Below are 13,260 nucleotides of genomic sequence, written 5' to 3' on the forward strand. Positions count from 1 at the left end.
GAGACGCCGTAGACCGGCAGCCGTAACGACCACGCCAAGGTTTTGGCGGTCGTGACGGCAATCCGGATCCCGGTGTAGGAGCCTGGCCCCACCCCGACGGCGATCCCGTCCAGATCCTGCTTGGCGAGCCCCGCCGCCTTCAGGCAATCTCCGATCGCCGTGACCAAATATGCCGAATGGTTCCGTTCGGCATGGATCGTTCGCTCGGCCAGCACGCGGCCGCCCTCCATCACCGCCACCGCCAGCGAAGAAGTGGCGGTGTCCAACGCTAACAGCCGCTGCGATGGCCGTATATTTTCATGTTCGTTCATGGCTCGGATACTCCAATCTCTTTCAGGGCCGGCCCCCATTGCTCATAGGTTGCCCCCTGCACGTTGATATGCATACGCCGCCCCGTGGCCGACACCGTCTCGATGTACATCCGCAGCACGTCCTCCGGGAGCAGTTCCTCAATCAAGCTGGCCCACTCCACCAGCGTCACGCCATTGCCGTAGAAATACTCGTCCAGCCCCAGCTCATCCGCCTCATCCAGCGACAGCCGATAGACGTCCATATGATAAAAAGGCAGCCTGCCCTCATACTCCTTAATTAAAGTAAAGGTCGGACTGTTCACGGTGTCCTTCACGCCGAGGTGCTTCGCGAACAGCTGGGAAAACGCCGTTTTGCCCGCGCCAAGATCCCCGTCCAGGGCGATCACCGTTCCCGGCTGTGCCAGCTTCGCCAACGCCTCCGCCAGCCGCTCCGTCCCCTTCAGATCCTCGGCTTCGTATACCCACCGCGCTGAGGTGCTGCCATTGTTTTGATCCATGCTCACTTTAGCTTACCACCTTTATCACGTTCCAACGAAATCGCCATTCCTTCGAGCACCTAAGCTGCCTAAGCTGACCCAAGAGCTGCCCCAAGCTCACCCCAGCTCCGCTAACGGACCGAGATGACCTTAACCACTGATTTCCCGGACATTTCCCGTGCTAACGGACTCAGGAGACGTTATTCCAACGTTTTGGAAGAATAAGCAGCCCAAATCCGGTAAATAAGGTCTTTCTTGTCCGTTAAATTCCAGAATTCCGTCCTGCAGGCAAATAGCGTCATTGGTGTCCGTTACAGTTCATGTCTCAAATCCTTGCTAGGCCTGTCCTCATTATATCGGTCCGCCGCACCCCCCGCAACCGCAGAGCACCGGAACGAAAGATTCACTAACCCTGCGTAAATAGAAAATAGATTTCAAACCATACTACGGAATAACAGCAATTTCGTAAGCGAGGATTTGAAGGAAGCGCATAGAAAGGGGTTTACACCATGCATACCGTCTGGAAAGGAGCGATCAGCTTCGGGCTGGTCCATGTGCCGGTCAAAATGTTTTCGGCCACCGAAGACAAGGACATCTCCATGAAATACATTCATAAAGTGTGCGGCAGCCCGATTTCGTATGTACGGCGTTGTCCGGCGTGCGACGTTGACGTGAATTGGGAAGACATTTCGCGCGGTTACGAATACGAGAAGGGCAAGTACGTCCTTTTTGAAAAAGAGGAACTGGAGCAGCTGTCCGCCCACGCTGAAAAAACGATCAACATCATCGATTTCGTGGATTTGAAGGAGATTGATCCGATTTATTTTCAGAAGACGTATTATCTGGCGCCGGACCAAGCCGGAGGGAACGCCTATCAGCTGCTGCTTGAAGCGATGCGTGAAACAGGAAAAATCGGAATCGCCAAAATCGCCATCCGCTCCAAAAGCAGCTTGGCCGCCATCCGCGTAATGGAGGGATGCTTGGCCATCGAAACGATCTTTTATCCGGACGAAATCCGTCCGATCTCCCAAGTGCCTAACTTACCGGAGAACATTCAAGTGAACGACAAAGAGTTGACGATGGCAAAAATGCTGATCGAGCAGCTGTCCACCCCGTTTGAGCCGGAGAAATACACCGACGACTACCGCGAGGGGTTACTGCATCTGATCGAGCAAAAAGTGGCCGGCGAGGAAATCAGTCTGGCACCGGCCAAACCGGAGACCAACGTCATCGACCTGATGGCGGCGCTGCAGGCAAGCATCGAGGCGGTGAGGCCGGTCGCGACCGATCCGGGTCCCGCCGCCGCTGCTCCGGCAAAGCGCACACGCAAGCCGGCCGCCAAAAAAGCAAAGACCGAGCCGGAAACCAAGCCTGCCGCAGGAAAGGCCAAAAAGGCCGGCACAGACAACGAAACCGTAACGCCAACCGTGGCGGTGAAGCCGAAGCCCAAACGCCGCACCACCACCAAGCCGGAGGCGAAATAGACCGAAGGCCGTCACCGTCACCACCTGTTGGTTCACCGGCCAGACGCTACATGCTTTGCTCCATATTACAAGCCTCGGGCGGGACATTCGCCCACCCTTGGATGATCGGGTGGCGCATCGTGCCGCCGGGCGTCCACTCCATGAACTGCACCTTTACAGTCAGGGCCGGCTGAATCCAGACGGCCCCTTTGATGCGTTCAGGGACGTTGGCAAACGGACGCTTGGGGATGATCAATGGCTTCACGTTTTCGGTCAGGTCGCGCCAATCCGCCACCTTCCATTTGCCACTGCCGGCATGGCCGATGTAGATAAACCGACCCTCCGGGTCGTACAAGCCCAGTAAAATGGCGTTCACCCCACCATCGCGATATGTCACCCCGCCGATGGCGGCATACAGGTCGCGGGCCAGCTTCTTCTTAACCCAGCGGGCATCCTTGCCTCCAAACGCATAGGTGCTGTCGAGCCGCTTCGAGACAATCCCTTCCCAGCCCCGTTGCTTCATCAAGTCGAATAACAGTTCTCCGTCCGCCACATTGGGGACAATCTGCACCCGCTCGGAGGGGATCACCAGCTCCTGCAACAGCTGCTGGCGATTCGCTAACGGCTCTCCGTTCACCCACTTGCCATCATAGTGCAAGATGTCAAAGATCATATAGATCGCAGGAATCCGCTGGGCTGCAAAGCGAATTTCCTGCTCCCGCCGCAAGCTGTCCCGCCGCATAATCTCGTGAAACGACGGCTTGCCGCCCGAGAGGGCAATCATCTCGCCGTCAAGAATCACCGAATGCGCCCGGCAAAACTCATGCGTATCGAGAAACTCCGGGTACTGCAAACTACGATCGTTGCCCTTGCGGTTAATCAGCTTGACCTCGCGGCCGTCATGATAAGTTAACATCCGCACCCCGTCCCACTTGACCTGGGCCACCCATTCTTCGCCTTGCGGAATCGTATCGCTGCGAATCGGTTCAAACGGTGTGATCGGTTTCCATTCCATGCGGCGCTCTCCACCTCCCCAGCTCCAATGTGCACAATCCTTGTCTTTACCTTCTCCAACCCCGAACCTCCGCTTGTTCCCCAGTTTGCCCCTGCCTCTCTTGAACCATTCCGGGCGTTAGTTCGCTCATAGTTTCCCCGTCCCCAGGCAAGCCTAGAACCAACAACCCTAAGCAGGGCGAACATCTTTCATCCGATTTTCATCCGATTTCAGCAAGGAGGAACCGTCATGCCCCGAACAATTAAAGGAACGATCACCGTCGAAGGTGAAGAGATTTCCGTCTCCAACCCGGATAAGCTGTTATGGCCCGAAGCCGGCATCACCAAGCGGATGTATTTGGAGAAGCTGGCCGAGCTGTCGCCTTACCTGCTGAAATATTGCCGCAACCGGCTGCTGACCACGATTCGTTATCCCGGCGGGATTCACGGCAAGTTTTTTTACCAGAAAAATGCCCCCGAACCGCTGCCGCCCTTCGTCCGCACCGCCGTTCACGAGAACATCAATTATGTCGTGCTTGACCGGCTGCCGGTGCTGCTGTGGCTCGGCAACCTGGCTTGCATCGAATTCCATCCGTCTCTGCATTATGTCGGAGAGGAGTTGCCGTGCGAATGGATGATTGACCTGGACCCCACGCTGGAGGACGAGCCGCGAATTATGGAGGCGGCCGCTTTGGTCGGGGAGATTTTGGCCTCGCTCGGCTTGCAATCCGTGCCGAAGACGTCCGGCGCTACCGGCGTGCAGATCATCGTGCCAATCGAATACGGCATCACCTTCGACGAGCTGCGGATGGTTGGACATTTCGTCGCCCGTTACGTCACCGAAAAACACCCCAACCTATTTACCATCGAACGGCTAAAAAAAGACCGCGGCGACAAAATCTACTTCGACTACTTGCAGCATTACGGCGGCAAGACGCTGGCCGCCCCCTATACCCCGCGCGCCCGGACAGCCGCCAGCGTGTCGACCCCGCTGACCTGGGATGAGGTACGGCGGAACCCCAGGCCTGCGGATTTTAACCTGCTGAATATCGGTCAACGACTGAAGGAACGGGGAGATTTGCTCGAGACCGTCCCTCCCCAGTCCCTCAAGCTGATCTTGCAGCATTTAAAATCCCCCGGCCGGTCTTAAACAAGGGAATCCTTCGCTGCACAACGACAACGGCTGGCAACCTCCGCTACAGCAACGGCGACAACAGCCGCGCCAGCAGCTCAAGCAGCTTCTGCCCTTTCGGCCGCCGAGCGAATTCCTCAAACCGAATCGGGATCGAATCGGCCAGATCCTGCTTGAAGTCGCTCTCCAGCCGGGTGATCGTCCCCGGATCAAACAACAACGCCGTCATTTCAAAGTTATAAAAAAAGCTGCGCATATCCATGTTCGCCGTCCCCACCGAAGCGAGCAGGTCGTCGATGAGCATCACTTTGGCATGAATAAAGCCCTTCGTATATTGAAAGAACTTTACCCCGGCCCCCAGCAGCTCCTCCACGTAAGACAAGGAAGCCAGCTTCACCAAGCGGCTGTCCGGATGGTAAGGCATGATGATGTTCACTTCGACTCCGCTTAATGCCGCCGTTTTCAGTGCGGAATATACGCTGGGGTCGGGAATGAAATAGGGCGAAGCGATCCAGATCCGGCGCTTCGCCACCGCAATCGAATTAAAGCACATTTCATGAATCGGGTTACGCGGCAAATTCGGGCCGCTGGTCAGGATCTGCACTTGCTCCTGCCCAGGCCCTTCATGGGGCGGAAACAGAGCAGGGTCCCCGAGATCCTGACCCGAAGCCAGCAGCCAATCCTCCAGGAAGGTGAGCTGCAAATAATAAACCGAATCTCCTTCCAGCTGCAGATGCGTATCGCGCCAGTACCCCATTTTTTCATAAAGGCCTAAATAGTCGTCACCCACATTAAGTCCGCCCACGAACCCGAACTTTCCGTCCACCACGAGGATTTTGCGATGATTGCGGTAATTGACCCGGCGGTTCCGCACGGCAACCCGCGCTGGCAGAAAGAAGTAGACCTCCACCCCTGCAGCCCTCAGCCGCTCAATAAACGCATGCTCCAGCTTAAAGCTCCCCAGCCCATCGCAGATCATCCGGACCTTGACCCCTTCCTGGGCTTTCCGGACCATCACTTCTGCAAAGGCCGAGCCGATCATGTCGCTGCGGAAAATATAAAATTCAAGATGGATATGATCTCGCGCTTGCTCCATCCGCTCCAGCATGGCCCCAAACGCCGTTTCCCCGGCGGAATACACTTCCGTTTGGTTTCCGCCTGTGATCGGGTTTGCCGCATGATGCGTCAGCAGCTGATATAGCCGTTCCTGATGAAGCATTTCCGGGTTGCTCATCTCCTCCAAGCGAACCGGGCTTGCCAACTGGTCGCGCAGCAGCATCCGTAAGCTATGGAACGGGACGGGGCCCCGGTGCAGCAGTTTTTTGCGCTTCCTATAGTCCCGGGCCATGAAATAGTAGAGGACCGGACCCAAGGGAGGGCACAAAAACAAGATAAACAACCAGGCAACCGCCTTGGCGGGATTGCGGAATTCAAGCAGCAGGATCAGTGCGACGTGTACGATAAAAAGCAGTAAAATGCCAATCAGCCAGAGCATGCCTTCCACCCTCCCCTGCCATCATCATTAACCATCCGGGCTGCGGTTTATTCATGACAGATTTCGAAAATAACGGATCCCGCCGCACTTATATTAGACAGGACCTGTTTTTTTGACATGATTTAAGAATCATAGGAATAGATAAGTTATAGAACCAACGAAGCGTAGGGAGGGGATGCCATGAGGAGCGTAAGCGTACCGAATCCCAACCGGATGACGCTGCTTGTCCTTCGGGATGCCAGCCGGCCCGTCAAACAGATGCAAGTCTCCAAGCCGCTTGTCGTTGCCGTGCCTTTGCTGGCGCTGCTGTCCATTTCCGGGCTGATCGTCAGCCTGCAGGTTCATTCGGAACAGACCGTTTCCCGCCTGGAACATCAGCTGGAGCAGCAAACCCTAGCCTTTGAAGCGGTGGTGACCAACAAAGACGAAGCGATTCAGCGCTTGCAGAACGAAGTGATCTCTTTATCGAGCCAGTCCAAGGAAATGATGGACCGGATGGAGCGGGTAGCCGAGCTCGAAGCAGAGCTTCAGAAATTTATCGATAAATACGGAGAGGGGGATGCGAAGAATCTCGGCAAGCTGTCTTCGTTGTCCTGGGATGAGACGCTGGACGCTCTTGGGGACAGCGGGGTTGGCGGCGAGTTCATTGCCGTACATGACAACGAGATCGAGAGACTTGCAGCGAATACGCGAGACGAATTTGCCGCGATGAACGAAATGCTGGACGAGATGGAGAAGCACGTGCCGCTCACCTTGAAAAAAGCGAAGCAGACCCAATACTCCCTCTCCGGCACACCCTCGGAATGGCCCACGTTGTCCACGCGGCTAACCTCTAATTTTGGTTACCGCACCGATCCGTTTACCGGCCGAGCAGCTTTCCATGCGGGCATCGACATTGCCGGTAAAGTCGGGGACCCCGTGTATGCCGCGGCTGCAGGCAAGGTCGTTACCGCCACCAGGGACGGATCCCACGGCAAATACATCGTGATTGAGCACCCGGGCGGTCTGCAAACCTGGTACATGCATCTGAGCGACATCGATGTTTCCGTCGGGGATGAAGTGAAGAAAGGGGACAGCATCGGCAATCTGGGCAGCACCGGACGCAGTACCGGACCCCATTTGCATTTTGAGATCGTCAAGGGCGGCAAAGCCGTTGATCCGATGCCTTATTTGAAGTAATCCGCATGTGGAAAGGAAGTTGATGAAGCGCTATGTTCAAAGACAAGAAAGCCCCCCGTCTGACCGATACCCTGATCGGCCAAGGCAGCCTGGTAGAAGGCAAGCTGGAGTGCAAGTCCAATCTGCGTGTGGAGGGTCAAATCCATGGGGAGATCGACTGCCAGGGACAGATCATCATCGGCGAAACCGGCGAGGCCATGTCCAACATTAAAGGCGCCGATGTGATCGTCGCCGGCAAAGTCATCGGAGATGTCACCACTACAGGGAAACTCACAATCACCGCAAGCGGTCAAGTCGACGGCAACGTGGATGTGGCCAAGCTGATCATCGTTGAAGGTGGACTGCTGAACGGATCGAGCAAAATGGAACGGGTGGCCCCCGCCCCCACCCCATCGGCTTCTAGCGGCAAAGGCAAGGTCAAGAAAGCCGCGCGCCCCGAAGCAGGGTAAAACAAATCAGTCATAAAAGAAGCTCCCGCCAAATGAGAAAGGCGGGAGCTTCTTATCATTATGCAGCTTATGCAGCAACGTCACGCTTCTTGAATACGAGCCAGGCCACCGCCAGGAACAGCAGGACGTAGACCGCCAGCACCGTGATGGAGAAGCCCAGCGTCATCCCGGCCGGTCCGACCTGCCCCCCGCGATATTGGCCTAGATCCATATTGGTAAACAGCAGATATTTGGCCCAAGCATAACGCGACGGGTGGAACAACAACGTAAAGATGTTGCCCGCAAACAAGATGAAGATCGACAGTCCGATGGCAATGCCGCTAGAGCGAAAGACCGTCGACAGCATAAACGAAAATGCTGCAATTACCAGCAAATCGATATAGCTGTACAGCAGACTTTCCAGAATCCGGCTCAGCGGGCTTGCCTCTAGGTATTGCGATGGCTCATTCGGGAAAATCAGGAACGAAACGGCCAGGGCGATGGCGAAAAATACCGCGCTCATCGCCAGCGTAAATAGCAGCACGGCCAGCAGCTTGGACAGCAGCACCTTCGTCCGCGTCCAAGGACGGATCAGCAGCAGCTTGATCGTTCCCCAGGTGAACTCACCGGCTACGATGTCAGCGGCAATAACGGCGGCATAGATGCTGACGAGATAATACAGGAAACTGAGTTGGTCCAAAGCGTCCCAGGCGCTCAGCCGCTGGCTGCCGCCGTCCAACGAGAACAGCACCCCAAACAGGATCGTCAGCAGGACAAGCAGCCCAAACATAATCCAGGTGCGAACCCGCCGGTAAATCTTCATGTTTTCGTTTTGGACCAGCGCGAGAAAATTATTCAATGTCCTTCCCTCCCGTCAGCTCCAGGAATTGATCCTCCAGCGAACGCGTCACCGCCTGGATGGCGTACACGTCAATGCCCGCCAAGACCAGCTTCGCGTTGATCTCCGCCGCAGCCTTCCGGTCGGCGGACACGATCAGCCGGCCGCCTTCGAGGCGAGCGCCTGCGATCAGCCCTACCGCGCGCTGCGGATCGCTTACGTCGAAGGCCGTCTCCTGCGCCCGGCCTTCGACGGCTTCCGGGTGCAGGGACTTGACGTCCACCAGCCGTCCCTGCTGGATAACCGCGACCGTGTCGCACATCAGCTCCATTTCCGACAGCAAATGGCTGGAGACAAACACGGTCGTCCCTTCCTCCCGCGCCAGCGCCCGCAGATAATCGCGGAGCTCGCGGATGCCCTGCGGGTCGAGCCCGTTGGTGGGCTCGTCCAGCACCAGCAGCTTCGGCCGATGCAGGATGGCCTGCGCAACCCCAAGCCGCTGGCGCATGCCCAGCGAATACGTCTTGACTTTGTCATGGATGCGGTTCTGCATGCCAACCCGCTCGACCGCCTCCCAGATCCGCTGTTTCGTGACCCCCGGAGACATGCGGGCGTAATGTAGCAAATTCTGGTACCCGGTCAGGAACTTGTACATCTCCGGATTCTCCACGATGGCGCCGACATGCGATATCGCCTCTTCGAAACGATCCTTAATGCTGGCCCCTTCGATCAGGATATCGCCTTCCGATATCGACATCAGTCCGACCATCATCCGGATCGTTGTCGTTTTCCCGGCTCCGTTGGGACCCAGGAAGCCGTATACTTGTCCTCTCGGGATATCCAGCGTTAATCGGTCGATCAGCGTCTTGCTGCCGATGCGCTTGGTGACGTCCCGCATGCGTACGACGGGTTCCTGCGTCATCTCCATAGGATACTCCCCACTCTCTTTTCGAACTGTATCCCGTTAAATCAGGATAATTTCCCCTATTCTACCATAAGGCTTCCGTCAGCTAAAGCTCCGGGCAGTGATGAGGGACTGACAGAGGGCTGACATAGGTCAATCTACCCGGGTGATTCACCCGGACGATTTACCCAGGCGATCTACCGGAGATTGACCCGGGCCATAATTCCATCAGCCGCCCCCTTCAGACCTCCTGTTGGCGCTTTGGGCTGGGATTTGCAGTCTTATGCCCCGTCGGCCTGCGGCTCCTCGCCGTACCAGAGCTGGCGGAAGCTGGCGCTGGTGGCGAGCAGCTGCTCCGCCGTGCCTTCGGCTTCAATCGTGCCGTCCTTCAGCACGATGATATGGTCCGCGTGCGAGAGCGCGGCCTTGCGGTGCGACACCACGAGGCAGGTTGCCTCGCCTCGGGATTGGAACAACCGCTCCCACAGCTTACGTTCGGTTTCGACGTCGAGCGCGCTCGACAGGTCGTCGAACACGTACAGCTGTGCCTCGCGCACGAGCATCCGGGCGGCCGCGGTCCGTTGGACCTGGCCGCCGGAGAGCTTGACGCCGCGCGGTCCGACCATCGTGTCGAGGCCATGCGCGAGCTGCGCCACGTCGTCCTCCAGCACGGCGACGTGCAGCGCCTGCGTCAGGCTGCCCTCGTCCTCGGGCAGCCCGAGCAGGATGTTGTTCCGCAGCTTGTCGCTGTACAGGCGCGGGATTTGCGCCGTATACGCGCTTTGCGGCGGAACAAAAAAGTCAGCCGGCGTACGGACGATGCGGCCGTTCCAGTGGATCTCCCCGGCTTCCGCCGGAAGCAGGCCAAGCAACGCCCGCAGCAGCGTGGTTTTGCCGGAGCCGATCATGCCGGTGACGACCGTAAACGATCCGCGCGGCAGGCGCAGACTGACGTTCTCGATGCCCCGGCCGGTCTCCGGATAGCGATACGTCAGTCCGCTCACTTCCAGCAGCTGCAGCGGCTCCGCCGGCAGATCGGCTGCAAGTACATTCCGGTCGTCCTGCTCTAACGGAGATCCAGCCGGATACGTCCCCAATCCCGAGACGCTTAACGCAGTTGCTGCGCCCTTCATCCCGTGATCGGTGTCCGACTCCCGCCGCTTGCCGATTCCGATGTACGCCGGAACCGTCAGCAGCTTGGCCGGAGCGCCTTGAAGCATGTGCTTCAGGCGGGAGAAGCTGATCGCCATTTGCTTATAAAACGTCATAAAGTTCCCGACGTTCGAAATCAATTGGGTGACAAAGGTTAAGTAATAGATGAACAGCGACAAGTCACCGACGGAAAACGATCCGCTGCGCATCTTGTAACCGGCCAGCACCAGAATCAGTCCGGTTCCGAGGTTGACGGAGTTCGTAAACACAGAGGACAGCGATTCGGTGATCAGCTTATCTTTGACCATCATCTTCCGGCGCTCGTCGCTCAGACGTTCGAACCGCCGGACGATCCGCTCTTCCGCTCCCGCGACTTGAATCGCCTGTACGTTCGCGAACATCTCGCTGATTGAGCTGGTTACATTCGCTGTGGCAGCGCGGCTGGCAGCCCGGTACTTCTGAATGCGCGCCGTGGCGATTTGCGCGGCTGTCACGACCAGAATGAGCGGTACAAAGACGAAGAACGTCAACTGCGCATCGATTGAAATCAGAATATAACTGGAGATCACAACAAAGCCCATCAGGCCAAACATATCCACCGACCAGCTCATCGCTTCCTCCGCTTGATCCACGTCATCGCGGAAATTGCTGATCGCCTCCCCCGGTGCGCAAGGGATCGCTTTGGCGCCGGGCTCCCGAAGCACATGGGCCAGCATATTTCGCCGCAGCAGCATGCTGATCCGGAATCGGTAGCTGCCATCTGTCCAGCAGCCTACAGCGATCATCGCGATGCGCGCCAGCGCCACGCCGATAAGCAACGCCGTTAGTCCCTCAACTCCGAATGGGAGGTTGGCGCTGCCTTCCAAATCATCGAAGAACGCCTTCGTAATCAGGCCCGGAAGCAGCGGGATCATATGAATGATCGTCCAGGAGAGCAGGTTCGCGATATAAAAAGCCGGACGATTCAGCAGCAATCTCCAGAAAAAATGCCGCGTGCTCATGCCAACACCTCCTCCAGGCCAACGGACAGCATCCGGCTAAACCGAGAACCGGGGTCAGCCGCCAGCTCTTTGCGTGGTCCATATTCCACGATTCGGCCATTCTCCAAAATAAGGATCTGATCGGCTCGCTGCACGGTTGATAAACGGTGCGCGATGATCATGCACGTCCGCGACTCCAGCAGCCGGGTGATCGCCGTCTCGATCCGGTTTTCGGTCAGCGGGTCGAGACGGGAGCTGGCTTCGTCCAGGATAACCAGCCCCGGGTTCGTCAGGAATACCCGAGCAAACGCCAGCAGCTGCGCTTCCCCAGCCGACAGACTTCCCCCTCCGGAGGAGAGCACTGTATCCAGTCCATCAGGCAAAGCAGCATACCACTCCTGCAATCCCAACTCATTTAACACCGCGATGATGTCCTCATCCCGTATGCTTTCATCAAACAGAGCCAGATTATCGCGAACGGTGCCTTCCATAATCTCGATGTTTTGCGTCACCATCGCCACCCCGCTCCGCAGCTCGTGCAGCTTGCACTCGCGGATGTCGATGCCCGACAGCTCGATCTTGCCCTGTTGGGGATCGTAGAAGCGCAGCAGCAGCCGCGCCAATGTAGATTTTCCGCTGCCAGTGCGGCCTAGCAAGCCGAGCGTTTCTCCCGGCTTCAGCATCAAATCCACCTCATGCAGTGTCGGCTCTCCGTCTTCCTCGTACGAGAACGTCAGGCGGTCGATTTTCACGGATAACGGCCCCTTCGGCAGCGGTGCGCCTGGACCGTCGGTAATCCGCGATTTCGTATTCAGCAGATCCCGGACGCGGATTAGACTGGCGTCGGCTTTTTGCAGATCATCCAGCTGGGTACGGATCTTCTCAATCGGCTGAGCCAGCAGCTCCGTGTAATAAAACACAAGGTAGATCGAACCGATCGTCAGCTCGCCCCGTCTCCACAACCAGGCGCAAACCAGAAAGGCGGCGGCATTGCCCAGAGCGAACACGAGAATCGTTGTCCCCCACATCATACCGAAGCCCACCGAGGCGCGAACGCGTACCGGCAGCATCCGCCGGGCCATGGCATAGAAGCGTTCCAGCACGTAACCTGCCGCCCCGTTCGCCCGGGTATCCTCGGTGCCTTCCAGCTGTTCACCGATAAACCCGTAAAGCTCGGCATTTTGGGCACGCCACTTGGTCCACACCGGAACCGTAAACTCACGAATTTTCCGAATCATAAAGATGGCACCAACGACAAATAAGCTCATCGCTGCACCAATCCAGATGCTTTCACGGAACAGCAGCAACAGGATGCCCGTCATCAGCAGCAAATTGCCCAGCATATGGATCAGGAAGCTGGAGAAGAAGTTGGCCAGCGCGTTGACGTCGCCGTCCACCCGTTCAATCAAAGAACCGGAAGTGTTCGACTTGTGGAACGACATATCCAGCGACAGGCAATGTCTGACGAGGTCCGCACGCAGCTTGTTTGTTGTCGTCCAGCCCAGGTTCTCGCTGAAGTAGGACGCGCACACCGATACGAGCTGTTGGATCAGAGAGAAGCCGATGAAGAGTCCCGCCGCGATATATAAAGGCTTTAAACTTCCATCCCCCTGCGCGGTATCGATAAAATAACGAATGACTTGCGGATTAATCAGCTGCAAAGCGATCGAGATCAACAGCAACGCAGCCATACTGAACAGCAGCTTGCGTTGCGTGAACACGTATTTCTCCAGCATTTCGAGATAATGCCCTAGAGGTCTCGTCCTTCGTTTGCCGCCTTGCGATGCAACAGTTTGTTCAGCCAAAGGCCGCTCCCCCTTTCCCATTCACTTCCTAATATTCTCCAAATCATATTACACGAAAAACGTATGTTCGCACAATCGGTTTATTTTTACCTAACAAAACCGCC

12 protein-coding genes are annotated in these 13,260 nt (G+C 56.9%); 4 read left to right on the top strand and 8 right to left on the bottom strand.

Translation table 11 applies throughout. The features are described 5' to 3' along the window. The coding region (gene tsaB / locus M3G15_RS17200; protein WP_260071584.1) for a tRNA (adenosine(37)-N6)-threonylcarbamoyltransferase complex dimerization subunit type 1 TsaB at window positions 1-311 on the bottom strand (311 nt) is incomplete at its 3' end. Then, complete coding sequence (tsaE, locus tag M3G15_RS17205) at window positions 308-808, bottom strand: tRNA (adenosine(37)-N6)-threonylcarbamoyltransferase complex ATPase subunit type 1 TsaE (RefSeq protein WP_260071596.1); 501 nt, start codon at window positions 806-808, stop codon at window positions 308-310. The genes tsaB and tsaE, both read right to left, overlap by 4 nt. A gap of 488 nt (window positions 809-1,296) precedes the next feature. Between tsaE and ku the strand changes: the two genes are divergently transcribed. Next, window positions 1,297-2,271, top strand: coding sequence for a non-homologous end joining protein Ku (gene ku, locus M3G15_RS17210; protein WP_009226271.1), 975 nt, complete (start codon window positions 1,297-1,299; stop codon window positions 2,269-2,271). A 46-nt stretch (window positions 2,272-2,317) separates the two neighbouring features. On the opposite strand, the gene M3G15_RS17215 is transcribed toward ku, so the two are convergent. Further along, entirely contained in the window at window positions 2,318-3,265 is a 948-nt protein-coding gene (locus M3G15_RS17215; RefSeq protein WP_260071585.1) for an ATP-dependent DNA ligase, read from the bottom strand. A 228-nt stretch (window positions 3,266-3,493) separates the two neighbouring features. Between M3G15_RS17215 and ligD the strand changes: the two genes are divergently transcribed. Beyond that, the gene (ligD, locus tag M3G15_RS17220) at window positions 3,494-4,393 is read left to right on the top strand and encodes a non-homologous end-joining DNA ligase (RefSeq protein ID WP_260071586.1); all 900 of its coding nucleotides are present in this window, start codon (window positions 3,494-3,496) and stop codon (window positions 4,391-4,393) included. Window positions 4,394-4,439: 46 nt separating this feature from the next. On the opposite strand, the gene cls is transcribed toward ligD, so the two are convergent. Next, window positions 4,440-5,870, bottom strand: a complete 1,431-nt coding sequence (cls, locus tag M3G15_RS17225) for a cardiolipin synthase (RefSeq protein WP_260071587.1) — start codon at window positions 5,868-5,870, stop codon at window positions 4,440-4,442. 180 nt (window positions 5,871-6,050) lie between these two features. Between cls and M3G15_RS17230 the strand changes: the two genes are divergently transcribed. Both M3G15_RS17230 and M3G15_RS17235 read left to right on the top strand, forming a co-directional pair. Further along, window positions 6,051-7,049 (top strand): M23 family metallopeptidase, encoded by a 999-nt coding sequence (locus M3G15_RS17230; RefSeq protein ID WP_009226267.1) that lies wholly within the window; start codon window positions 6,051-6,053, stop codon window positions 7,047-7,049. Between the two features lie 32 nt (window positions 7,050-7,081). Beyond that, entirely contained in the window at window positions 7,082-7,498 is a 417-nt protein-coding gene (locus tag M3G15_RS17235; protein ID WP_009226266.1) for a bactofilin family protein, read from the top strand. Window positions 7,499-7,565: 67 nt separating this feature from the next. Here M3G15_RS17235 and M3G15_RS17240 read toward each other — a convergent pair whose 3' ends face one another. From M3G15_RS17240 to M3G15_RS17255, 4 genes are all read right to left on the bottom strand, one after another. Beyond that, entirely contained in the window at window positions 7,566-8,336 is a 771-nt protein-coding gene (locus M3G15_RS17240) for an ABC transporter permease (protein ID WP_260071588.1), read from the bottom strand. After that, on the bottom strand, window positions 8,329-9,237 hold the full coding sequence (locus M3G15_RS17245) for an ABC transporter ATP-binding protein (RefSeq protein WP_157273505.1): 909 nt from the start codon (window positions 9,235-9,237) through the stop codon (window positions 8,329-8,331). The genes M3G15_RS17240 and M3G15_RS17245 overlap by 8 nt, the downstream gene beginning before the upstream one ends. A gap of 263 nt (window positions 9,238-9,500) precedes the next feature. After that, complete coding sequence (locus M3G15_RS17250) at window positions 9,501-11,372, bottom strand: ABC transporter ATP-binding protein (protein ID WP_260071589.1); 1,872 nt, start codon at window positions 11,370-11,372, stop codon at window positions 9,501-9,503. After that, the gene (locus tag M3G15_RS17255; RefSeq protein WP_009226262.1) at window positions 11,369-13,177 is read right to left on the bottom strand and encodes an ABC transporter ATP-binding protein; all 1,809 of its coding nucleotides are present in this window, start codon (window positions 13,175-13,177) and stop codon (window positions 11,369-11,371) included. The genes M3G15_RS17250 and M3G15_RS17255 overlap by 4 nt, the downstream gene beginning before the upstream one ends. Window positions 13,178-13,260 lie beyond the last annotated feature (83 nt).

It is taken from the genome of Paenibacillus sp. p3-SID1389 (genome assembly GCF_025151705.1).
Taxonomy (GTDB): domain Bacteria; phylum Bacillota; class Bacilli; order Paenibacillales; family Paenibacillaceae; genus Fontibacillus; species Fontibacillus phoenicis.

Bases quoted from the DNA above. Each gene is read 5' to 3' on its own strand.
- ligD (WP_260071586.1), top strand. From the start codon at position 3,494: ATGCCCCGAACAATTAAAGGAACGATCACCGTCGAAGGTGAAGAGATT.
- M3G15_RS17250 (WP_260071589.1), bottom strand. From the start codon at position 11,372: ATGAGCACGCGGCATTTTTTCTGGAGATTGCTGCTGAATCGTCCGGCT.
- tsaE (WP_260071596.1), bottom strand. From the start codon at position 808: ATGGATCAAAACAATGGCAGCACCTCAGCGCGGTGGGTATACGAAGCC.
- M3G15_RS17245 (WP_157273505.1), bottom strand. From the start codon at position 9,237: ATGACGCAGGAACCCGTCGTACGCATGCGGGACGTCACCAAGCGCATC.
- M3G15_RS17255 (WP_009226262.1), bottom strand. From the start codon at position 13,177: ATGGGAAAGGGGGAGCGGCCTTTGGCTGAACAAACTGTTGCATCGCAA.
- cls (WP_260071587.1), bottom strand. From the start codon at position 5,870: ATGCTCTGGCTGATTGGCATTTTACTGCTTTTTATCGTACACGTCGCA.
- ku (WP_009226271.1), top strand. From the start codon at position 1,297: ATGCATACCGTCTGGAAAGGAGCGATCAGCTTCGGGCTGGTCCATGTG.
- M3G15_RS17215 (WP_260071585.1), bottom strand. From the start codon at position 3,265: ATGGAATGGAAACCGATCACACCGTTTGAACCGATTCGCAGCGATACG.
- M3G15_RS17230 (WP_009226267.1), top strand. From the start codon at position 6,051: ATGAGGAGCGTAAGCGTACCGAATCCCAACCGGATGACGCTGCTTGTC.
- M3G15_RS17235 (WP_009226266.1), top strand. From the start codon at position 7,082: ATGTTCAAAGACAAGAAAGCCCCCCGTCTGACCGATACCCTGATCGGC.